This is a genomic window from Sphingobacterium siyangense, assembly GCF_023277505.1.
GTDB lineage: Bacteria > Bacteroidota > Bacteroidia > Sphingobacteriales > Sphingobacteriaceae > Sphingobacterium > Sphingobacterium siyangense.
In genome coordinates, this window is sequence record NZ_CP080574.1 from 1,537,168 (window position 1) to 1,561,609 (window position 24,442).

The following is a 24,442-nucleotide window of genomic DNA, read 5'->3' on the forward strand; positions in this document are numbered from 1 at the left end:
GTCGATTTATTATGAAATTCAATAGTACTATTTTTAGATTGATGCAATTGGGCCTTGTCGCTTTGGTAGGTCTAGCTTCCTGCAATAAATATTTGGATATTGCACCCCCTTCGTCCATTATACCTGAAGCTTATCTGGATGAGGAGTCACAACTAGCTGCTTATACCGTAAATCAATATGCGGGCCTATTTCCTTCACACGGCAACTGGTCATTTGGCACTTTCGGCATAGACGGAAATACAGACAATATGGCTATTCCAACACTCGATAACAAGTTTATTCCAGGCCAATGGCGCGTAGGATCGAATGGCGGCGACTGGGATTTTTCAAGTATTTATCAGATGAATTATTTTATAAATACGGTGGTTCCCAAATGGAAAGAAAATCGTATTCTCGGAAATTCAAGTAACATTGCACATTATATCGGTGAAGCCTATTTTTTACGGGCCTACGTTTACTTTGGGAAATTACAGGCCTTAGGTGATTTCCCAATTATTCGCAATGTGATGTCGGATAAGGACAAGAATATTTTGGTAGAAGCAAGTAAGCGTTCGCCAAGAAATGAAGTGGCTCGTTTTATTCTTTCTGACTTGGATTCGGCTATTACCTTGCTGAACCAAAGTTCGCCGGACGGCAAGAAACAGCGGATCTCAAAAAATGTCGCGCAACTGTTCAAATCCCGAGTGGCTTTGTATGAGGGTACATGGCTCAAATACTTCAGCGGAACCGCATTCGTCCCTAAAGGACCAAACTGGCCGGGTGCTGCAAAATCATACAATAGCAATTATGCATTCCCGACTGGAAGTATTACCGGAGAGATCGACTACTTTTTAACGCAGGCCATGGAATCGGCTTCTGCTGTTGCTGACAATATTCAACTGGAAAATAATACCGGAATTATAGAATCTGCCAACAACGAGAATCCTTACTTCAGCATGTTTGGCGCAGTAGATATGTCGAGTTATGGTGAAGTATTGCTGTGGCGTCAATATAATCAAAGCCTGGTGACACATAATGTGCCTGTGTATGCACAACGCGGAAATTATGCGGTTGGTTTGACACGCGGCCTTGTCGAAAGCTTTCTGATGTCCAATGGACTGCCTATTTACGCTTCGGGCAGCGGTTATGCTGGTGATAATTACATAGCAGATGTTCGGAAGAATCGCGATGGCCGTTTACAATTGTTTTTAAAAGAACCTGGCCAAAAGAATGTATTGGTCAATATTGGACAGGGTACTCACTACACGCTCATAGAGCCCACTCCGACTGTATACGATACCGATTGGGAACGACGTTACACAACAGGTTATACAATTCGTAAAGGCATTTCATACGACGGTTTACAAACGCTCAACGGTCAGGGATTTACGGGTAGCATTACCTTCCGAGCCACCGAGGCCTACCTCAATTATATGGAGGCTTGTTATGAAAAGAATCAAAATTTAGATACGAAGGCACAGGCCTATTGGCGCGCACTGCGTACACGGGCTAAAGTCGATCCTGATTTCAATGCGACCATTGCGGCAACGCAAATGGATAAAGAAAAGAAAGATTGGGGCGCGTATTCTGCAGGACAGTTTATATCACCAACATTGTACAATATACGTCGCGAACGCAGAAGTGAGCTTATGGCTGAAGGTCTACGTTGGATGGATCTTAAGCGTTGGCGGGCAATGGATCAGCTGATTACAACAGCAGACCATTTTGAAGGTTTTAAACTTTGGGGACCGATGAAAGATTGGTATACACCCGAACAATTGATTTATGGTGCTACCAATGACAAATCTGTCGTTTCAGATCCCGCACGGAGTGAATACCTCAGACCATTGGAGATCCGAAGTAATGCCCTGTCTTATACCGGTGTAAAATTTGCCATGGCGCATTACCTCGCACCTATTGCCACAGAGCATTTCCAGTTGGCTTCGGATGATGGAACAGCAGAAAACTCTGTTATTTATCAAAATCCAGGATGGTCACTTATCAGTGGAACTGCCCCAACCGGACTGTAGAAAATATGAAAATGGATATGTGTCATCTCATTATTACACAAATACGAATATATCCCTCTTTTTGACTCAATATCCCCCTTGATCACGCAGAAAAAGGGGGATATTTTTGTTTACTGATCATCAAGAGCTGTTAGCTCGAAGAAACTTAAACTAAATCATGAAAAAACTTTTATCTGTCTGTCTTAGTTTGCTGTCAAGTTGTTTTGCCGCATATAGTCAAGAGCCCATCCCACCACAGTATAAATTGGTATGGTCGGATGAGTTTGATTATAATGGTGCGCCCGACACGGCTAAATGGAGTTACGAAGAAGGTTTCAAACGTAACCGGGAAGAGCAGTGGTATCAAAAGGAAAACGCTTCTTGTCGTAATGGCCTGTTGGTTATTGAAGCAAAAAAAGAACAACGTAATCATCCGGGTTTTATTCAGGGCAGTCATGATTGGATTGCCGGCCGTAAAAAGATAACCTATACTTCGGCTTCGATAAATACTTTGGGCAAGCAGAGCTGGAAATACGGGATTTTTGAAATCCGGGCGCGTATCCCAGTTGGTGAGGGCCTTTGGCCTGCATTCTGGACATTAGGCACCACCAAAGAATGGCCATCCAATGGTGAAATAGATATCATGGAATATTACCGTGGCAATATATTGGCTAATATCGCAACCGGTACTGACCAACGCTGGAAAGCACATTGGTTTGGTAAGACGAAAGCCGTCAAAGATCTTGGCGGAAAGGCGTGGGCAGATCAGTTCCATATTTGGCGAATGATTTGGAATGAAGACGCTATTACGCTTTATGTGGACGATATAGAAATGCTTCACGTTCCTATGGATCAATTGGTCAATCGGGATGGTACAGGATTCAATCCGTTTACCCAACCGCATTATCTCCTGTTAAATTTGGCCCTCGGCGGAATAAATGGCGGCACGATAGCTGATAAATTACTTCCTGCAAAATATGAAATTGATTATGTCCGGGTTTATCAAAAAAAGGAACATGCTGAGATGCATAGTTTTACGCCAGGGGAAATATGGAAAGACCAATCCGGTCATGTGATCAATGCGCATGGCGGTGGCGTACTTCATCAAAATGGGAAATATTATTGGTATGGTGAGAAACGTGGCGGAACTACGTCCCAGGGAGTCAATGTGTACTCATCCAATGATTTGTATAACTGGAAGTTTGAAGGATTGGCTCTCACACCTAGCACAGATTCTACAAGCGATATTGCTTGGGGCTGTATTATGGAGCGGCCAAAGGTTATCTATCAAGAACAGCTGAAGAAATATGTGATGTGGTTCCATCTTGAGTTGAAAGGGCAAGGCTATGCAGCAGCCAGGGCCGCCGTTGCTACCAGTGACTCTCCGCTTGGGCCGTTTCAGTTTGTCCATAGCTTCCGGCCAAATAACAATATGTCACGCGATATGGGTTTATTTGTAGACACTGATGGTAAGGCTTACCAAATCTATTCATCGGACGAAAACTATGCCTTACGCCTGGTTCAATTAACCGATGATTACCTGCATGTGACAGCGAAAGATTCCTTACTCTTCCGGAATCATAGGGAAGCCCCGGCTTTATTCAAGTACAAAGATAAGTATTATCTGATCACCAGTGGATGTACTGGCTGGGATCCAAATCGTGCAGAACTCCATGTTGCTACAAATCTTTTTGGCCCTTGGAAATCCCTTGGTGATCCAATGCAAGGACCGAATTCGGCTTTGACTTATGGTGGCCAATCGACATTTATCCTTCCTGTCGCAGGAAAAAAGGATTCCTTTATCTTTATGGCCGACCGCTGGAATCCCAAAGATCTTATGGATAGCAGATATATCTGGCTACCGGTTGATCTCCAGAATGAAAAAGTACAGATAAATTGGAAGGATCAGTGGGATTTAAGTGTATTTCATTAGTTCGATCATATAGCTGTATTTAACCTAGATTCAGTTAAACAAATCAATCTTTTTTGAAATGATTTATTAATCGATAAATAATAAAAAATGCAATCTCTGAATAAATTAGTGCTTATTCTACTCTATAGCTGTGTCTTCACTTTGGGGTATGCGCAATCCAGTATTACCTTGACTTATGAGCGGAATAAAATGCAACAGCAAGATACTGTTGTCCGAAAAGGGATCCCTTGGTTAGATGAAACGATTACCGAAGAAAATCGGCTGCCCATGCATACAGATTTTGTGACCTTTCCGCATACGTCTCAGATCATCAACAGCGATTGGCGTGAATCCTCTGCGTATTTAAGTTTGAATGGTTCTTGGAAATTTAAATGGGTAAATAGCCCTTCAAAACTACCTGCTAACTTTGAATCATTAACTTATGACGATCGTCATTGGGATAATTTTCAGGTGCCTGCAAACTGGGAACTCAATGGATACGGTTTCCCGATGTATACTACCTCCGGTTTTGAATTTACCTATTTAATCGGGAAACCAAATCCACCAATTGTGCCGATGGATTTCAACCCTACGGCTGTGTATCGCCGTGAGGTAGTTATTCCCGAGGATTGGCAGGGAAAGCCCGTAATTCTCCATATTGGGGCAGCCAAATCGAATCTATCTGTTTGGGTAAACGGTCAATATGTCGGGTATGGGGAGGATAGCAAATTACCATCCGAGTTTGACATAACAGCATATTTGAGAAAAGGAAAAAATCTAATTACAATGCGTGTCATGCGATGGGGAGTCGCAAATTATTTGGAGGATCAGGATATGTGGCGCCTTAGTGGAATTACGCGAGATTGTTATCTGCTGGTTCGGCAACCAGTGCATCTACGTGATATTCAATTGTCGCCGACCCTCAATGATGCCTTTGATAAAGGACAGTTAAATACTAAGCTGATCTTTAACCAGGCCAGTCATGGGGATCTAATGGCAGAGGTTACACTTCATAGAAACGGTCGGCTTGTGTCAATTGCAACTGTTAAAGTCGACGGACAGGAAGTGGATATTGAACAGACCATAGACCATCCTGAACTATGGTCGGCCGAAATGCCAAATTTATACCAGGTGACTGTTAAACTTACAGACCCTAAGGGCAAACTCAGCGAGATCGTTCCCCAGCAAGTGGGCTTCCGTAGGGTTGAGATCAAAGAAGGTCTGTTGCTCGTTAATGGACAGCCTATACTTGTCAAGGGAATAAACAGGCACGAAACAGATCCCGTTACTGGTCATGTGATCTCGAAAGAAAGTATGTTGCGCGATATACAGCTCATGAAAAAATTTAATATCAATGCTGTTCGTACCAGCCACTATCCCAATGCCGAATATTGGTTGCAGCTCTGTGACCAATATGGATTGTATGTAATTGATGAGGCTAATATCGAATCACATGGCATGGGTTATGACCTGTCCTATACGATGGCCAATAGGCCGACCTGGGAGAAAGCACATGTTGCTCGTGTTGAACGCCTTATTCAGCGCGATCGGAATCATCCTAGCGTAATTATTTGGAGTATGGGCAACGAAGCCGGAAATGGCTACAATTTCTATCGGGCCTACCTCCGGATGAAAGAGCTCGATAAAAGTCGCCCTGTACAATACGAAAGGGCAGTGAATAATTATGGGGAATTAAGATTTGACTGGAATACGGATCTGATTGTACCTATGTATGCAAGTCCATCCGCAATGAAAAATTATGCAGCGCGTAACCCAAAGCCTCAAAGACCCTTTATTCAATGTGAGTATGCACATGCCATGGGGAATTCATTGGGAAACTTTAAGGATTATTGGGACATCATTCGGGCAAACAAAGGAATATTTCAAGGCGGATATATCTGGGATTTTGTGGACCAATGTTTTGTTAAAACCAATGCTAAAGGCGATACGGTATATACCTATGGCGGAGATTATGAACCTAAAGAAGCCATAACGGACTGGAATTATGCTTCCAAAGGAATTTTTTATGCCAATAGAACACCCTATCCACATGCTTGGGAAATGAAAAAAGTATATCAAGATATCCATAGTAGCCTATTGAACGAGAAAAAGATACAGGTTTACAATGAACGTTTTTTTACTGGACTTGAAAATGTTGAACTTCAATGGGAGCTTATTGTTGACGGAAAAAAAACGCAATCTGGTTTAATCAAGCATTTGAATGTGTTGCCTCAACAATCTGCTGTACTATCGATTCCTTATAAAGCAGATATTCCGGGGGAAAAATTTCTGAATCTGACTTATCGATTGAAAAAAGCCGAGGCTTTACTTCCTATGGGGCATCTTATTGCAACTGAACAGTTACCTCTGGGGGGCTCTTTTCAGCCTAAAACAGCTATTTTGGCACAGGGCAAAATCAAGACAGAGCGAAAAGATGGAAATCTGATTGTCACGGCAAAACAGCTACTGATGGAGTTTGACCTTAAATCAGGATGGTTGGCGAAATATCATTATAAAGGACAGGATTTTTTGGATGAACATGCGCTATTTAAGACTAATTTCTGGCGTGCGCCGAATGATAACGATTTCGGTGCCAATACGCCGGAAAAACTGAAACCTTGGAAACTGGTTGCGGATTCGATTGAACTGCTTGAAATTAGATCCGAATTAATCGATAGCCTGGCCTATGTATATGCGACCTACCAGATGCCTCAGGTATATGGGCAACTAGAAATGAAATACTGCATTAATCAATTAGGTGAAATGCGTGTTTCTCAGTCATTCCTTGCCGACACCACAAAAAAGGTTGCAGTTCTGCCACGTTTCGGTATGCAATGGATTATGCCATCTGGCTTTGAGGCGATTAATTACTACGGTAGGGGACCAGAGGAGAACTACATCGATCGTAATTTTGCATCACATGTCGGAATTTATAAACAGACCGTTGATCAACAGTATTTCCCCTATGTAATGCCACAGGAGACAGGCAATAAGACCGATATCAGATGGATGGAAATAAAAAATAAACAAGGTCGGGGATTGTTCTTTACGTCTGATTCTACATTTAGTATGAGCGCTTTGCATTACTTTGACAAAGATTTGGACGATGGTCTCAAGCGACAACAACGTCATGCAGCTGACCTTGTTAAAAGAAAGCAAACGCAACTTAATATTGACCTCAGACAAATGGGTGTGGGTGGAATCAATAGTTGGGGAGCATGGCCGCTGAATGAATATACATTGCCTTATAAAAATTATACATTCTCCTTTATCATAAAACCAGTCGAATAAATATAACGCCCTGTACAGCAACAGCTGTTCGTAATTGTTGTACAGGGCTTATTTTATTTTTCGGCAATTCAGACTAAGGCCGATCGACATGGAATTCATTCTGAAACGCTTTTCGATACTTTTTGACATAGTCGGAAGGTGTATGGCCAAACAATTTGCTGAACTGCTGTCTAAAGTAGCGTTGGTCGTAGAAACCTGTTAAGTTAGCTACTTCATTAATTTTTGAATCCGTCAATATGAGCATTTCGGCTGCTTTTTTTAGTCGTACCGACCTGATAAATTCATTGATCGATTTGCCTGAAATAGTTTTAATTTTTTTATAGAGTGAAGAATGACTCATGCCTGTTTTTTCGGCAAGACTTATTACAGTCAGTTCTTCCAACAGGTTCTCTTCAATAATCTCAATGCACCGTTCTATCAATAGCTTGTCTGTGATCGGTATCTTTAGCTCATTGGACTGTAGCGTAATCGCTTTAAAGAAAAAGTCCTGAAGGTTCTTCTTGTTCTGTAGTAATGTTTTGACCCGGAGCAACAATATTTCCGAATCAAATGGCTTATGGATATAATCATCGGCACCATATTGAATTCCGGCCAATTTAGTGCTGTCAGAGGTACTTGAGGTAAGTAGGATGATTTGAATATGGTTGAGTGCAGCATTAGATTTTACGGCTTTGCAAAGTGACAATCCATCCATCCCTTCCATGATAATATCACTTATTACCAGATCAGGTTGTTTTTGCTTGATCATATCGAGTGCCTGAACACCATTATGGGCATTATAGACCGAGTATTCTACCTTAAAAATGTCGGTAAGGTAGCTGCGGATAGCATCGTCGTCGTCGACCAATAAGACACTGAATTTTTTGCTTGATATCGCTGTCGGGAATAAGGGAACGGTTTCCGTCGCCACTTGCGAATCGTATAGCATTTGAATTCCCGACTCGTTGTAAAGCGCTACATCTGCCAAAGGTTCTTCGGCTGGGGTTTGTTTTGCTAAGATAGGCAAAATGAGGTCGAATGTTGTTCCCGCTGTTGCTGAACTCGTGTAACTTATTGTTCCGGCGTGCATTTCAACAAAAGTTTTGACAAGGTACATCCCAATCCCGAATCCTGTTTGTTTTTTGGGACCATTGAGTGGATCCGAAAAATATTTGTCAAAGATCCTATCGCCAAGATGTTCGGGGATACCTTTTCCCGAATCTTTGATCTGAATGGTTAATTCCCGACCTTGTTGCGATAAGGCAATATGGATAGCACCATTGGAAGGCGTAAATTTAAAGGCATTTGATATGAGATTGCATAAGATGATCTCAATTTTTTCTTTGTCGGCATTGACATAAATCGGATCGGAATTCTCCTGGAACTGATAATCTATCTTTTGCAATTTTGCCTGAGCAGCGAAATATAGAAATATTTCTTTCATAAAGCTTTGGCAGTCAAAAATACTGGTTTTGAGCTGTTCGGCACCGTCCTCTGTTTTTCTAAATACAAGCAGCTGGTCCACCAAGCTCAACAGCCTTTTGGCATTTCTGTGTACAACCTGAAGGGAAGCGTTGTCCTTGGACTCGTTTTTGGTCTTAAGCAGATCTTTAATCGGATTAATAATTAAGGTCAGTGGTGTTCTAAATTCATGCGATATATTCGTGAAAAATGCGTGCCTCTTTTCATTGAGTTCTCTTTCTTTCTGAATGGTAAATTTTGAAAGCTGTATTTCGTAATTTAAAGCGATTTGCCTTCTCCGATAGCGCAAATACCATAGTCCGATATAGGCAATAACCAGCGTGTAAAGCAGGTAGGCCCACCAGCTTCTATACCAAGGCGGAAGAATTTGAATCTCGAGCTTAATCTGTTTATTCGTCCAATTGCCTTCCGAGTCGGTCGATTGAATATGCAGAATATAAGTTCCTTCATGCAGACCGTTGTAATTTATTGATCGGGTAGACCCTGCATCGTTCCATCCTTTGTCCAATCCTTCCAATAGATACCTGTATTTTATCTTTTGTGGGGAATCAAACTCCAGGGCTGCAAACTCCAGCGAAAAAGTGGATTGATTGTAGGGGAGCGTCAATTTATGAATGCTATGATCTTTTCCAATATCGACCCGGTCGCTCAGGTCGGCAATCTTTTTATTGTTAATTTTAAGGCTTGTGATAGCTAAGGCAGGTTCATAAATTTTCAGTTTAATGCTATCGGCGTCAAAGATGTTAAAACCGTTGTTCCCTCCGAAAAGAAGATGGCCGTCTTTGAGCTTAAGAGCTGCCCCATAGGAAAATTCGTTACTTTGAAGTCCGTCAGTTTCCTCGTACCGTACAAATTTTTTAGTGGAAGGATCGAACTTCGAAAGCCCATTAAAGGTGCTTAACCACAATTTTCCAGTTTTATCTTCCAAAATATTAAGTACGGCATTGTTGCTCAATCCTTCATTTGTGGAATAATTTTCGACAATCTTTTTTAAACTGATATCAAATGCCAAGAGCCCCTTTCCTTCTGTTCCCAGCCAAAGTCTGTTGTTTTTTCCGAGCTGAATGGCACGAACAGGTTTTCCGATTAAATATCTGGAGATTTTTTTCGTCTGCTTGTTTAGCTGTATAATCTCATTGTAATTCCCCATCCAGATATTACCTTTCTGATCATCAGTCATACAATTGATATCATAGATGTCTTCGCTGAATACTTCAAATTGGTCGCTTGTTGGATTATATGTATATACTCTTCCCTCGGAAAATGTCGCTGCCCAGATCTTTTCATCCTGATCCTTAAAAAGTAACTGTATACTGTTATTTAGAACCCCAGTTGGCGTTCTACAAACATAATATTTAAAACCCGAGCCCTTTATGTAACGCGCAATGCCCATTTCGGTTGCGATCCACAATTCTCCATTAGTTCCAGTCAAAAGATGGTTTACCGTATTGTCTGGCAATTGCTGTGGCCCTTTTTGAAATGACTGAACCTGATTGGTCTTGTTATCCCATGCATAAAGACCATTGCCTTCGGTACCAATCCAGATCTTGTTATCATATTCAACAAAAGAACGGACAAATTTGTGCGCCAAGTTAAATCCCGCATAATGTTTCTGCTGTAAATAATTAAATTTATAGCCATTGTTATCAATCGTCTCAATGCCGCCCTTTCCGGTGCCGATCCATATTTTACGCTGGGAGTCTATGTAAACCGTATAAATGGTCTTGCTATTCAGTGAAAATTGAACAGGCTGTAGATTACTTTTGTTTTCTGCATTTCCATGAGATAGGTTAAGTATAAAAATGCCATTGTTTTGGGTGGCTATCCAAAGTTTGTTTTGTCCTTCCAACGTCAGCATATTGATCTGACTCGATTTAAGCTCCTGCGGATACAATGTCGAAAGCATGCCGTCTTTGATTTTCCAAACAAATAATCCTTCGTAATTACCAATAAAGAGTTCACCGCTGTTTGTACTAACCATAGAGGTTGCACTGGTAATAACCTTTGATACAAGATGCAACTGCTGTGTTTTTTTATCGAAAGCATATAATCCGCTTCCCTCTATAAAAACCCATACCCCGCCTGCCGCATCAATATGTGTGGCGGATACATGGTAGTATAAGCTGGATAGGTTCGATTTATAATCTTTAAAAGCGATTTGCATGGCATATGCTTCTTTATGACTTTTGTAAAATAGCCCCCAGCCGTTTGTGCCTATATAAATATTATTGTCACTATCGATTTGAATGGATTTTGTGTCAGCGTTGAGATGATATAACCGTTTCGATTTTTGGTCTCTATAATTTAAACGGGAGAAGGTATCAAAATTTCGGTCGTAGGTTCCAATCCCTTGACCGGTTCCTATCCACAATTTTTTATTGTGGTCTTCTGCTATACAATAGATATAATTATGCGGAATGCTATTTTCGTTATTTAGCTGGTTTCTATAGGTTTTTATATCGTAACCGTCGAATCTGTTAAGCCCGTCGAAGGTACCGAACCACATAAAGCCCTGACTATCCTGAAATATGGATTTCACCGAACTATTGGATAAACCTCTATTCATCTCCTTGGGAAATTGTGCTAGGCTCAGCATACTTGAGTGAACAAGGATGAGAACGAATACCAGGATTAAGGCCTGACGAGAATATGGGAGTCTGTTGAAACTAGGCATGTTAGCAGTTTTGTTCGTATGGTATTTCCGATATCAGGTAAAATTATCGATTTATCCTTATCATAGGTTATTATCTTGAAAACGACTATTTGCAATTGAAAACAGTCAAATTGAAGATTGTATGGCTAAAGATACGATTGTTTTTTAAAATAAGTGTATATTGTACGTTTATATAAAAGGGCCTGTATTACAGCTAACATTGTTGCTTTATAAAGCAAAAAAAATCGAGAAGAAAGTAATGAGTGTATCCATTAAATAGTGTACAAACCAATTTAAAGTAGCTTTTGTGCTCGTTTATCAAAAAATACTATACATCTAAATATATGCGGATCAATTTAATCTTATGTCTATTGTTTGTAGGACATTTTTCATTTGGACAGCAACTGAACAAAGAAACCGTACTTGCTCAGCTAAGTAAGGCAAATCAATACTGGCAGTCTCATCATAAGCCCGAGGTTTGGGCTTTTTGGGATCAGGCAGCTTATCATACCGGAAATATGGAATTCTATAAGATTTCAAAATCAGCGGGCGACTTAAAATATGCTGAGGATTGGGCCAGATACAATGATTGGAAAGGTGCCAAGTCTACCAATACGCAACTTTGGAAATACAACTATGGGGAAACAGACGAACACGTTCTTTTTGGTGACTGGCAAATTTGTTTTCAAACCTATATCGATCTCTATCATTTATCGCCAAGCCCTGAAAAGATTGCACGTGCTCAGGAAGTGATGGAATATCAGATCCACTCCAATAAACAGGACTATTGGTGGTGGGCCGATGGTTTGTATATGGTGATGCCCGTGATGGCTAAAATGTACAAATTGACAGGCAATTCACTTTATCTGGATAAGATGTATGCTTATTTACAATATGCCGATAGTATCATGTTTGATCGGGAAGAGAAATTGTATTACCGCGATGCAAAATATGTCTTCCCCAAACACCAGAGTTTACATGGCAAAAAGGATTTTTGGGCTCGTGGCGATGGCTGGGTGTTCGCTGCATTTGCAAAGGTTCTTCAAGATCTACCTCAGGAGGATAAACATTATACCTACTATCAGGAGCGCTTTAAGGATATGGCGGCCGCTATCATTAATTGCCAACAGCAGGAGGGATTCTGGACTCGAAGCATGTTAGATCCCGAGCATGCTCCCGGCAGGGAAACAAGCGGAACGGCTTTTTTTACTTATGGGTTGCTCTGGGGAATAAATAATGGCTTGCTAAGCGATTTTAAATTTAAAGATGCTGCGGTTAAAGGCTGGAAATATCTTAGTGAGATCGCTTTACAACCCGATGGCAGAATTGGGTATGTACAACCTATTGGTGAAAAAGCTATCCCCGGACAGGTGGTGGATACCAACTCTACAGCTCCTTTTGGTGTAGGTGCGTTTTTATTAGCCGGCTCGGAAATGTATCGTTATTTAGCTCAAAAATAGATTGGATTTGAAAATGAAAAATAAGATTTTATTGTTCTTTGTTATTCTTCTGATAGGCCATACTGTCTTTGGACAGGGCGTGAAGAAGAAACCTGCATCAACAAAAGAGACGGATAGAGCTTTTTGGCTTAAAGAAATGGATCATATGCTGCGTCCCGTTCTCCGCAGTCTGGCCCATGATAGCCTGCGGTTAACTATGCCACAAATGACTTCTATACACGTGGATAATAAGGAACAGCGCATCAAAGTACAATATGTTGAAGTCTTGGGAAGGGTATTGTCAGGCATAGCACCCTGGCTTTCCTTGGATGGCGGTTCGGCTGAAGAGATAAAGTTACGCGATCAATATAGAGCATGGACTGTTCAAGCACTTAAAAATGCTTTGGACAGCAATGCACGTGATTTTATGCGTTTTGATCTCGGTGGCCAACAGCTTGTTGATGCCTCGTTTATCGCTTTGGGATTTATGCGTAGTCCTTGGTTGTGGGATCATATCGACAATCAGACAAAAAAGAATTTGGTAGCATCTATAAAAATTACGCGCCAATTTCGACCGGCTTATTCAAATTGGTTACTCTTTTCAGCAATGAATGAAGTTTTTTTAGCGAAATATTCGGATGATTGGGATGTGATGCGCGTTGATTATGCGCTGCAGCAATTGGAACAGTGGTATGTTGGAGATGGAATGTATATGGATGGTCCGCATTATGCGTTTGATTACTATAATAGTTATGTTATCCATCCCTTCTTGGCCGGAATTATGGATTTCATACAGTTGAAAACTAAAAACTATGATGGGATGTTTGCAAAAATCAAGCTTCGAAATGAGCGCTATGCCATTATTCAGGAGCGGTTGATCAATGCCGACGGTAGTTTTCCCCCGACAGGAAGGTCTGTAATCTATCGCGCGGCAGCTTTCCATCATCTTGCAGATATGGCGTTCAAGAGACGGCTCCCCGGGGAACTTAGCGAAGGACAGGTGAAGGCTGCCCTGTCTGCGGTATTGAAAAAATCGACCGAAAACCCAAATACGTATGAAAATGGCTGGTTGACGCTGGGTATGTATGGTAATCAGCCGGGCTTGGGTGATCCATACAATAATCAGGGGAGTCCCTATTTATGTTCAGTAATTTTTTTGCCTTTGGGATTACCCGACGGAGATTCTTTTTGGACAAGTGAAGCAAGCGACTGGAGTGCACGGCGTATTTGGTCAGGACAGGACTGGCATAAAGATCAGGGTAAAGCCATTCAATAACCCCAAATTCCGGGAATAAGACTCCTTTCAAAAGGATCTGGTGACTCAAGAAGTGTATAAAAAATTCAATGAAGCAATATCTAAATCAACTAGTAAGAGTGGGGATGCTCACTTGCGCGTGTCTCTTGTTTATTTATAATGCACAAGGGCAGAAAATTAAGAATACGCTTGTCGGAAATGGCTGGGCAAAGAACACGATCAACACAACCGTATTTCGTAAAAATTCATTAACCAGCAATGGTAAATACCAATATATCGCTTATTATGATGAAGCTGGATATGTAGTTTTAGGCCAGCGATTACTTTCTGGCAAGGTATGGAAGTTGCGACGTACCGGTTATACTGGGCATGTGAAGGATGCTCATAATGTGATTAGTATTATGGTGGATAAGGCTGGATATCTCCACGTTTGCTGGGATCAGCATGACAGCAAATTGAGATACGCACGTACCCTTCACCCCAATAGTCTTGTGCTGGGTTATGAGCAAGCCATGCTAGGAAAAAATGAATCAAAGGTAACCTACCCCGAATTCTTAAAGTTACCCAGTGGCGAGTTATTGTTTTTATATCGTGACGGCGGATCCGGCCACGGTAATCTTGTGGTCAATAAGTACGATAGTAAGCAGCAAAAATGGGAGCGGATGCATAGCAATCTGATTGATGGCGAGGGACGCAGAAATGCCTATTGGCAAAGTTATGTGGATCGCCGGGGGACGATACATCTTTCTTGGGTCTGGCGGGAGAGTCCCAACGTGGAAAGCAATCATGATATGGCTTATGCATGTTCAAAAGATGGTGGATTAACCTGGCAAAAGAGTAATGGAATGCGGTACGATTTGCCCATGAAAGAATCTACGGTCGAGTATGCGGCCCATATACCCCAGCAGCACGAATTGATTAATCAAACCTCTATCGCTGCGGATGAAAAAGGGAATCCTTTTATCGCTAGTTACTGGCGTGATGCAGGAACACAGATCCCGCAATATAAGGTAATCTATTTACAAGAGGGTGAATGGAAGATCCGGTCTTTTGATTTTAGAAAAACACCTTTTAGTTTGAGTGGTGGTGGAACAAAGGATATTCCAATCGCCAGGCCCCAGGTGTTGGTTCGCGGAAAAGACAATAAAATAATGTTGACGCTGGTCTTTCGGGATCAAGAGCGCGGTTACCGACCTTCGATACTGCGGTTGAATGGCATGCATCAAGAGGCAAATGACATTATTGATCTTTATGAGCAGTCCGTAGGGGCTTGGGAACCTACATATGATACCCAGTTGTGGCAAAAGAAACGTAAAGTTGCTTTATTTGTGCAGTCTACAGTGCAAAAGGATGCTGAGGGACTCGCTGATGCTCCCGCGACAGCAATACGGGTAGTAGAATGGCGTGATTGAGAAAGAGATTGCTGTTTTTTTTTATATTAGAGAATACTATTAATACCCTAGCGCTAAAATATTAAAAAATCATAAAAAGTTAACCGCACGTTATGAAACATTCAACCGTATTTGTTTTGTTATTTCTAATCTTTACACATGTGTTTGGACAAAAAAGTAAAACAGTCCTATATGTAATCGGAAATATTCACGATAGTGTTCCAAATTATAATGCTCAAATTTTGGTTGGAATTCTTAACCATATTAAGCCTGATATTATTCTTCATGAAGTAGACCGTGAAGGGATGAAGGAATATGAAACTGCTCAGTATAGCCCAGAGGGAAATGAAATAAAAGCAAGCAATCTTTATTTGATGAAGAATCCACAAACCCTGAGATTTCCATTTGATTTTGAAGGAAGAAACAAATACCGTAAAGAAAAAGGCATGGTACCTACTGATAACTTAACCGTTAAATTGATCGACAGTTTGTACCGTGCTCAAAAATTGACCGGCGGGCAAGCCAATATTTACCAAGAATTTCAACGTATCACGGGAGATTTAATAAAAATTGCCACGTTATCTCCCGAAAATTTCAATAATCATACTACGGATAGCATTGCTGAAAAAAGACAATATTATCAATATCAAGAATTACTGAAAATTACAGATGCAAGGTCTGAGTTTTCAGAAAGGTTTGTCACAAAACCCGATGGAGACAAGATCAGTTATAAAGATGGATTCAGATTAATGTCAGACTTCTGGGATTTAAGAAATCAAACAATGGCATCCAAGATCTATGAGCTAGCTCGAATATATCCGGGTAAAAAGATTGTCGTCTTAACGGGTTTTCTACATCGCTATTATTTGATAAGAGAGCTCAATAAGCTCAATAAAAACGATTTTGTACGCAAGGAATTTTATCAATAACAATCTCAACTACGCGAACGTATAGTGGATACAAATTCTTACTCCACTTTTAAGCTGTCGACCGGATTAGCTTTTGCCGCGGCTATTGCTCTGGTACATAGGGTTAGAATAGCAATGACCAGTGCGATCATCCCTGCACCTACAAGTATCCACCAGCTGACCGAAATGCGATAAGCGAACTCTTGCAGCCACTGATTCATCAATAACCATCCGAGCGGCAGTGCAATCAACAGGGCTATACCGACCAGTTTAACCATATCAGAGCACAGTAGATAAACGAGGTTGCTGAGTGTTGCACCTAATGTTTTGCGTATACCGATTTCTTTTATCCGCAATTGGATAGCGAATGTAATTACACCAAATAAGCCTAAACAGGCAATAACGATAGACAACAAGGCGAAAATTAAGAGAATTTGACCCTGTTTTATTTCCGAATTGTATTGCTGTTCAAAGGTCTTATCTAAAAATGTGTATTCTAAAGGATAATCGGGGACATATTTACGGTAAACTTTGTTTATATGCGAAAGTGTATGATCTACATTTGTCGATTTCATGCGAATATAAATATTGTCCATTTCCATTTTATTAGCTGGAAGTTCTAGGATAAGAGGCTCTATTTTGTGCTGAAGCGAATAAATATGAAAGTCGCCGACGACCCCGATAACAGATTTCAGGATGGATTTTCCAGTTGTGTCTCTTCCAAATTCGATCCTTTTGCCTATCGCGTTTGTCCAGCCTTGTTTTTTTGCAAATGCTGCGTTTATAATGACAGAGGTGCTATCTGTTGGCATGGTACTGTCGAAATTTCTTCCCTTAACCAGTTGAATATGCATTGCCGGGATAAAATTAGGGTCGATTTTTAGGGTATTGGCGAGTGTAAAGTTGGGATCAATTTTTCCATTATTTTCAACATTGAAAGTCCCCACGCCAATGTCGTTTTTCCCAATTGGATTGCTGGCGAACGCTACTTCTGTAATATGGCTATCTTCAAGTAAGCTATTTCTGAGCTCGTCACCTTTATTGCGCGTGGATTCATTGTCCAGATGGAAAACCATGACCTGATTTTTGTCGAAACCCAGGTTTTTTGTAGTCATAAAATTCAATTGTAGAAAAATGACTATGGTGGATACAATAAGCAATACTGCGATTACAAATTGAAAAACCACAAGTGATTTTCTCAGTAGATGTTGGAAGCCATGTGTTCCGATCTGATTTTTTAGCGAAGGAATAGTCTTTAGTCCAGCAAGTACTAAAGCTGGATAAATACCGGTAGTGAATACTAGAAATACGATAAATGGAAGTACAAACAGTAAGGTTTTCCCTATTCCAAAATGCCATAAATCCAATTGCTTACCGATCATTTGGTTTAGCCATGGAAGAAAAGCTGACGCCAGCAATATGCTTAACAATGCTGCACAAAAGATGATTAAAGATGTTTCAACAAGAAACTGCTTTGTTAGATTTAAAGTGCTGGATCCGATTACTTTCCGGACGGCAATTTCTCTCATCCTTATTGAAGCCTGAGCCGTTGTGATATTAATATAATTTACGATCGCAATTAAGAGTACTAATGCACCGACAATGGAAAAGATGTAAACATATTTGATATTGCTATTATTGCCAAGCTCATAACTTAGATTAGAATGCAGATGGATATCTGTAATTGGTTGTAATTCGATTTTATAATCAAAATCGAGGTCCCGTCCATGAATATATTTTTTTACGATGTAAGGAAGTTTTTTTTGAAGTTGGGGCAAGTATGACTGATCTTTTAATAGTACGTAAGTATAAAGGTAAAGTTGATTCCAATCAGGATTAAAGTCTTTTGAAAAGGAACGGATAGCTCTGAAGCTGAAATGTGTATTTTGAGGTACATTTTGTATAACAGCCGTGACAAGGCTGGGTTCAGATTTATTGAAATAAAGCGTTTTATTGACTGCTGTTTCTACGGATCCAAATAATTGTACGGCTAAGTCTTCTGTCAGTACAATAGACTGGGGATTAGCCAATGCCCTTGCAGGATTGCCAGCAAGAAAATTATAGTCAAATAGATTGAAGAAATTCTTGTCTGCGAGGAAGATTTCGTTGACTTTTGTTTGTTGATTATCAATGGTAATTATACCACCGCCCTCAATATCGAATCGGGTAGCTTCCTTTACGCCGGGAAATTCATCTTTAATAACATTCGCAAGGGGACCTGCAGTTCCCGTTATATCAAAGGAACCACCATCCCATTTTCCGTGGGAAACAACGCGATATATACGGTCTGCCTGCGTAAAATAACGATCATAACTCAATTCATCATTCACAAATAAGAGGATAATCCAGCATGCGGCTAGGCCCAACGATAATCCTAGTATATTGATTAAGGAGAAGATTTTGTTTCTGAACAATTTCCGCCAACCGACTTTTAAGTAATTATACATTATTTCCTAATTTTAATCTTAAAAATTCATTGCATTTCATGTCATTTTTATCTCATACAACATGCTTGAGATCAATTGGTTTTAAACGCATCAATAGTTTTGCCTAAACTTTAAGTTTTTGATATTCAGTATTTTGTTTGTTTTTTTTAGCTGTATTAAATTGTTCGATTGTGAACAATACTGTTCGCTTGCGAACGGAAAATGGAAAATTGGATTACTTCTAGAAGATATGCTGAAAACAACCCAAGGCTTGGATTATTGATTTAACAGAGAATGAAGGTGGTAGTTGTGCTCCGATGATCATTCCCTTTCATGCTCTCATAGATACCACACAGACATTTTGTTATTTTGATGGAACATTGGACAAAGACGGAAAGGAGGTTTTGGTAGATAAATTTCAGATTCCCCAAAATGGTTTATATATAGACAATGATGTGGAAGCAAAGTATTTTAAATTTGATACTGTTCAAGTCTTACCGCTTGTAAATAATAAGATACCAGTAATTATTTTGATTTCGGGAATAACGGGAAGCTCAGGAGAGATTGCTGCATGTCATTTTTTAGGACAAAAGAATGTGACCGTCATCGGAACAAAGTCAGCTGGTTTAACATCAGGTAATGAACTTTATTATGTAGATAAAGGATATTCCATTAATTTAATGACTGCCTTGTTGCACAATAGAAAAGGAAAATCGTATGATGTTGGAGAACGAATAAATCCAGATATAACGATTACGTATCCGGAGAATATTCAAAGCCGTAAAGAACAACATCAATATATATTAGAAAATAAATCAATATTTATCAATAAGGCACTTGAGTTTTTAACCTCTGGAGGTATTTAACTTCTATTAGAACATTTTTTCGGTTTTTCGCTATCAGCTTATTGTTTTAATCTTCAATACGCATTTGTTGGATCAATTTGAGAGCTTGTTCTTTCCAGTCTCCGATAAAGGGCTCAAGATCTGAATAACAGTTTTCATAAGTATAAGACCATTCTTTATTTTGGTCATCTGGTAAATAAATTGAGAGATAGCTTTGCTCATCGTTCTCAGTTTTAAATGCATAAACTAAATACTTTTTATTATTCTCGGTCAATTGTCCCAGATAATCAATTTGTTGCGACTGCATATCCCATTCGGATTCCATGTAATCGTTTACAACAATTTTTCCAATTTCAATTTGCTCCTTATACCTGGGGGCTATCAAATCTTCGCGTTTTTTCTCTTTAAGCCCCCTCATCAATACTCCTCTTTGCGATATATTAACATTGATGCTATCCATTAATTTTTGATTCAATGGCAGACCGAGAACCAAAAATTCAGTTGCGGTGGAGGCTCGCAGATAACCTATTTGTGTATTAGCGAGCAACTGATGTTGATATTTTAGTAGTGAATCTTTTTGATCATATAAACCCAGTATTTTCACATAATCGCTTATCCAATAAGGATCGAAACTATCCTCTGATTCCTGTTCGGAAGCAAATTTGGACAGGTCTTTGGCTAGATATTTCATTACATTCGGCAGATAAACCTTTACCATTTCACGGCTATTGCGCACAGTGCTGTCCTTAGCGATTTCTAAACAAATATTCAATAGTGTAGGTCTGTAATTATCGATCGCAAATAATGGAATGACCTGTTCTAAATTCTCAGCTACGTATTTATGGGAAGTGCGTAAAGGCTGTAGTAATTGCCATACTTGGTAATCAACATCGGGTCGATGATGATTTAATGCCTGGAGATACCATTCAAGCTGTGTTGAATCTATTTCATAGATGGTCGGGAAGATTGCGATTTTGATCAGGTCTGGTGTTGTCGGATCCTTAAGTATATTTTTTAAAAGAGGTATGCTCCGTTCATCATGATTCTTTACCAAACTATAGATCAGGTTTCTTCGAAGCCCACTGTTCTGCTCGTCATCGACCTGTTTTCGGACCAATGTTTTATAAATTAGTGCTAGGTCATTTTTATCAAATTTGTAACTGAGCTCTAATGTGTTTTTTGCGTTTTGGCTAACGAGAGAATCAGCGCTATAGATATCTTCAAAAAGAGTTGCTGCTTTTGAGCTATATACGTCAAAGTTCGCTGTAGTACCTGTATAACGGACGGATTTGATAATCCTGTTTATATCTATTTTTTCAACTGTTTCTTGTGTGCCGATAGCATCAAATCCATAGGATATATTGCCTCTGATCCAGATCGCTTTTTTATGATAGTTAGCTGTTAATGAATCGCTACTTGTGTAGATTGCAGCGGTTATATTGTCGGATCGTAGTGTGTCGTAATGGACCATTTTCTCAGATTTCTTTTTTGCAGTAGCCTGTATTTCGGCATATAAACTGTCGGTTTTTTCGAGCCGATAATATTTAGGCAGTTTAGTGATTTCCAAGAGAAAGGATGTGCTTGAATTGCTGTCGGCTGCGGCATAAATATGAGATTCGCTATCAAGTTGCTCAGCTACATCCTCATTTTTTATCTTTATCAACGATGTAGCAGGAAGTTTTAGCTTCATACTGTTTACGGTGAAATCTTTCCAGTCGGCTTCCTTAAAAGGAACCATACGGAAGGAATTAAAAAAAGCGCTATCCATTTCTTTATTATTCTTATCTAGGTTTTCCTGAAGTACCTGATAAATTCGGTTCCCGCGGACCCATGTTTCTGCGAATAGGTTTGATTTGTTCAATTGGGCTTTTATTGCCATGCCCGTTATATTCTCCTTCTCCCTTGGCTCAACAGAGGTAACGGTAAGCGCTGGATTTTTTTTAAGGCTGTTTTTGAGCGTTTTCAGCATCAAGGATCTGTCAGTCATGATATAGCCAATCGGATAATCGTGATACTGAACCATATAATTTATTTTTCGATCCCTATCCATTGAAAAATAATTATGTATGCCATATTGGAGCTGTTTATCTCCGAGCTGCTCTGAACCTGTCTGGTAAAGGTATTGAATTTGCGTCGGCATTTTTATTGCAAAAGCACCAATGTCATTGACAGATTCATCTATTTCAGCGGGGCGGTCGAGAGGAAGGATTGTGAAGCCATTGAAAAAGCGGTCCGACAAATACCTGTCTAATGGACTTTTGCTGGTAAAGGCCGATAAGCTATATAATGTATTGTTCTTTAGCCAGAATTCCCATTTAACCTCCATGCCATTATTTGCGGTGATCAACTGCATACCTTGGGCACCATCTTTTTCAAGAAATTGCTGAGATACAATAGGGAACTTGCTTTTGGCAGTTTTTCTTTCGTATTCTTGTTTTAAAATTTCTTTCGCAGTAAGTCCATTCAGATCACCAACAAATTGAGCCGACACCATCAGTTCTGTTTCTGTGCTCAGATCACCATAGATGATGTTTGTTGCACCCAATGTATTTATCCTGTAGATATAACTTTTTGGTAATTGGACAGTATATCCAAAGATAGAGTCCTTTTGGGGCATCCATTCCATCGTACTGAAGTCTATTTTATATTTAGAAGCCAGATCTGTTTTTTTTGTCTTAACGGGGCGGAGCTTATAGCCTTCATTTTGTAAAAGGTGGATGAGTCCTAGGTCACCTGCAAGATGAGCGGCCCCCACGACCGCGCAGAGCGTACCTTTATCGAGCTGCAAAATTATATTTTTTAGCATCGTGTTATTCCTTCTTTGCATTTCTTCAAGATCAATATGGGGTGAAATCGCGTTCCAAACACCAGCCAGGTCTCCAGAGCTATACAGTTGCATCATATCCTCCAGATACTTATAGTATTTTGTACTATCACTTTTGTTCGCGAGATGAACCAATTCGTTACTACCATCAACATCCAGTTGATTTTCTATTGGCTCGAGGCCAACAATATATTTTCGTTGCGATTTGGCTAGGCCATAGAGATAAGCATCCAGTACGGCGGTAATATCGTCCGGTTTATCGTTGCTGGGATTCATGAGATATTTAACAATAAGCGGAGAAGCCATTTGCTGGGAATCCGGCATCACACCATACTCCTTTTGATAGCGTTTTACAAACTCTTTTTTTTGTACTTCGGTAAGCGCTATCTTTTTAAGTGTTGATTTTTTGCTGTATCGAAAATCCCATATCTGTTTATACAGCGTATCGGGGTGTACTTCCAAAGCCAGTGCATCTGTATTAGCAATAGCCACAAATATAGAATCATTGCTGTTGATCAGACGCCGGTCTTTTAAATGTACAGAGCCTAACAGGTAAGAAGGTTTAGTTAGCCCCTTTCCGGTAATCTCCCATAAAAAGCTTGTGTATTTTGTTTCTTGAGCATTAGCGTTGCTTATAAACGAAGTGAGACAGGAAAAAATAAACACCCATAAAAGGAGTTGCGTGTATTTTGTGGCGCTGACAGATTTATACATTTGGTTGATAGATCAATATTATGGTTCTAAGAAATGAAGCTAAAGCTATTTACTTGGTAGCATATCTTACTATGGCTGAAAATTGAATTGATCATATAAGATTCAAAATCAAAATAATCTATTAAAAATAAATAAATTTCAGTAGATGCGCAACAGAACCTCCTTTAAAATCTTTTGTTCACAATTGTTGAATCCTGGTTTTCAGTTTTAATTAAATGAGCGTAATTCAGGAAGTATAATTCATCTTTTAGCCCGCATTTAATAGGGTGTACGCATGTGAACAATATCGCTATAAACTGTTCGCATCCGTACAGCTACTTTTTCTGAAAAAGATATGGAATATGCTTTAAGAGGCTATAGAAGCCGTTATTGAACGCACAGGACAACTGGTATAGTATTTGGCACGAAGCTAATAAAATTGATCTTATGTTCTTTATGCATTTTGAAGTTCACCTTTTCATTTCAGTCATTCACCGAGTTTTACCCGTTGTTGATCTAAAGTCTGTGAGCAAGAAGTATCTAGAGCAGTAATTTTGAATCAACAAATAAGAATAGAAAAAACTTACACGATAAAATAAAGATATTATGAAAACGCTAGTAAAAACAATCGCAGCAGCAGCCTTAATCGCAATTTCAACATGTGCTATGGCAGCTGAAGGTCCAGGATCAAAATCAGCAAAAACAAACGTTAACCTATCAACAGCAGACTTTGCTTTAGAGCACTATGTTGCTGTAATGACTGAAGGTGAATCGGCTGGTGTAGAACAATTGTTTGCCGAAGATTTTAATCAAAAGGTCCAAACGGCAAACCTGAAGTCAAATAGCCGTAGTGAAGTGGTTAAGTCCTTGAAAAAACAAAAAGGCGAAAAGCTTAACTGTGTAGTGAGTACAGATGTACTTGAAGAATCAGCAGATTATATGGTAGCCAGGGTGATCTTGAAATTTGAGGATTTCACCAAGACAGATCTAGTGACTTTTGTCCGTGAAGGAAATGACTGGAAAGTGTCCAAATCGATCAATTCGTATAAATAGGAGTCATTTTAATTCAATATATAAGTTGTAGGGCCACATCAGGAGATGTGGCTTTTTTTATTTTATTGCGGACAGTTCGTTTTTCTAACTCTAACTTACGAAACGTGGGCTAACATTCAGCATCGTTATACGTGAATTTGCTAATCATCATTTGCTTCTTTCGGGACAAATGCTCACTTATGGCAGGAACCAAGTTATCTTATAGATACGTATCCCTTTGCTGTTTCTTTGCTTTTTTACCAATGAAACACCAATGAAACACCAATGAAACACCGAAGAAACACCGAAGAAACACCAAAGAAA

Annotated in this window: 12 protein-coding genes; 9 read left to right on the forward strand and 3 right to left on the reverse strand. The window is 39.8% G+C overall.

Annotated elements, in window-relative coordinates:
• Positions 1-11 precede the first annotated feature (11 nt).
• The 3 genes from K2F45_RS06275 (at position 12) to lacZ (ending at position 7,191) form a co-directional block, all read left to right on the forward strand.
• Positions 12-2,009, forward strand: coding sequence for a RagB/SusD family nutrient uptake outer membrane protein (locus K2F45_RS06275; RefSeq protein ID WP_248933162.1), 1,998 nt, complete (start codon positions 12-14; stop codon positions 2,007-2,009).
• A 157-nt stretch (positions 2,010-2,166) separates the two neighbouring features.
• Positions 2,167-3,921: a family 43 glycosylhydrolase gene (locus K2F45_RS06280; RefSeq protein ID WP_248933163.1), complete on the forward strand. Its 1,755-nt coding sequence runs from the start codon at positions 2,167-2,169 to the stop codon at positions 3,919-3,921.
• 87 nt (positions 3,922-4,008) lie between these two features.
• Positions 4,009-7,191 carry a beta-galactosidase, LacZ type gene (gene lacZ / locus K2F45_RS06285; protein ID WP_248933164.1) on the forward strand — a complete coding sequence of 1,061 codons (3,183 nt, stop codon included), beginning with the start codon at positions 4,009-4,011 and terminating at the stop codon, positions 7,189-7,191.
• Between the two features lie 73 nt (positions 7,192-7,264).
• Here the strand turns inward: lacZ and K2F45_RS06290 are convergent, their stop codons facing one another.
• On the reverse strand, positions 7,265-11,326 hold the full coding sequence (locus K2F45_RS06290) for a two-component regulator propeller domain-containing protein (RefSeq protein ID WP_248933165.1): 4,062 nt from the start codon (positions 11,324-11,326) through the stop codon (positions 7,265-7,267).
• Positions 11,327-11,649: 323 nt separating this feature from the next.
• Here K2F45_RS06290 and K2F45_RS06295 point away from each other — a divergent pair, with 323 nt between their 5' ends.
• The 4 genes from K2F45_RS06295 (at position 11,650) to K2F45_RS06310 (ending at position 16,319) form a co-directional block, all read left to right on the forward strand.
• Complete coding sequence (locus K2F45_RS06295) at positions 11,650-12,765, forward strand: glycoside hydrolase family 88/105 protein (protein WP_075991417.1); 1,116 nt, start codon at positions 11,650-11,652, stop codon at positions 12,763-12,765.
• 13 nt (positions 12,766-12,778) lie between these two features.
• Positions 12,779-14,020, forward strand: a complete 1,242-nt coding sequence (locus tag K2F45_RS06300; RefSeq protein WP_248933166.1) for a DUF2264 domain-containing protein — start codon at positions 12,779-12,781, stop codon at positions 14,018-14,020.
• A 68-nt stretch (positions 14,021-14,088) separates the two neighbouring features.
• Positions 14,089-15,411 (forward strand): BNR repeat-containing protein, encoded by a 1,323-nt coding sequence (locus K2F45_RS06305; RefSeq protein ID WP_075991419.1) that lies wholly within the window; start codon positions 14,089-14,091, stop codon positions 15,409-15,411.
• 92 nt (positions 15,412-15,503) lie between these two features.
• Positions 15,504-16,319 (forward strand): hypothetical protein, encoded by an 816-nt coding sequence (locus K2F45_RS06310; RefSeq protein ID WP_075991420.1) that lies wholly within the window; start codon positions 15,504-15,506, stop codon positions 16,317-16,319.
• Between the two features lie 38 nt (positions 16,320-16,357).
• On the opposite strand, the gene K2F45_RS06315 is transcribed toward K2F45_RS06310, so the two are convergent.
• Complete coding sequence (locus tag K2F45_RS06315; RefSeq protein WP_248933168.1) at positions 16,358-18,745, reverse strand: ABC transporter permease; 2,388 nt, start codon at positions 18,743-18,745, stop codon at positions 16,358-16,360.
• A gap of 254 nt (positions 18,746-18,999) precedes the next feature.
• On the opposite strand from K2F45_RS06315, the gene K2F45_RS06320 reads away from it, so the two are divergent.
• A complete protein-coding gene (locus K2F45_RS06320; protein WP_338055437.1) occupies positions 19,000-19,590 on the forward strand; it encodes a S41 family peptidase in 591 nt (196 codons plus the stop codon).
• A gap of 46 nt (positions 19,591-19,636) precedes the next feature.
• Here K2F45_RS06320 and K2F45_RS06325 read toward each other — a convergent pair whose 3' ends face one another.
• Positions 19,637-23,107, reverse strand: coding sequence for a TraB/GumN family protein (locus K2F45_RS06325; protein ID WP_248933170.1), 3,471 nt, complete (start codon positions 23,105-23,107; stop codon positions 19,637-19,639).
• Positions 23,108-23,692: 585 nt separating this feature from the next.
• Here K2F45_RS06325 and K2F45_RS06330 point away from each other — a divergent pair.
• The gene (locus tag K2F45_RS06330; RefSeq protein ID WP_248933171.1) at positions 23,693-24,139 is read left to right on the forward strand and encodes a nuclear transport factor 2 family protein; all 447 of its coding nucleotides are present in this window, start codon (positions 23,693-23,695) and stop codon (positions 24,137-24,139) included.
• Positions 24,140-24,442: the final 303 nt, after the last annotated feature.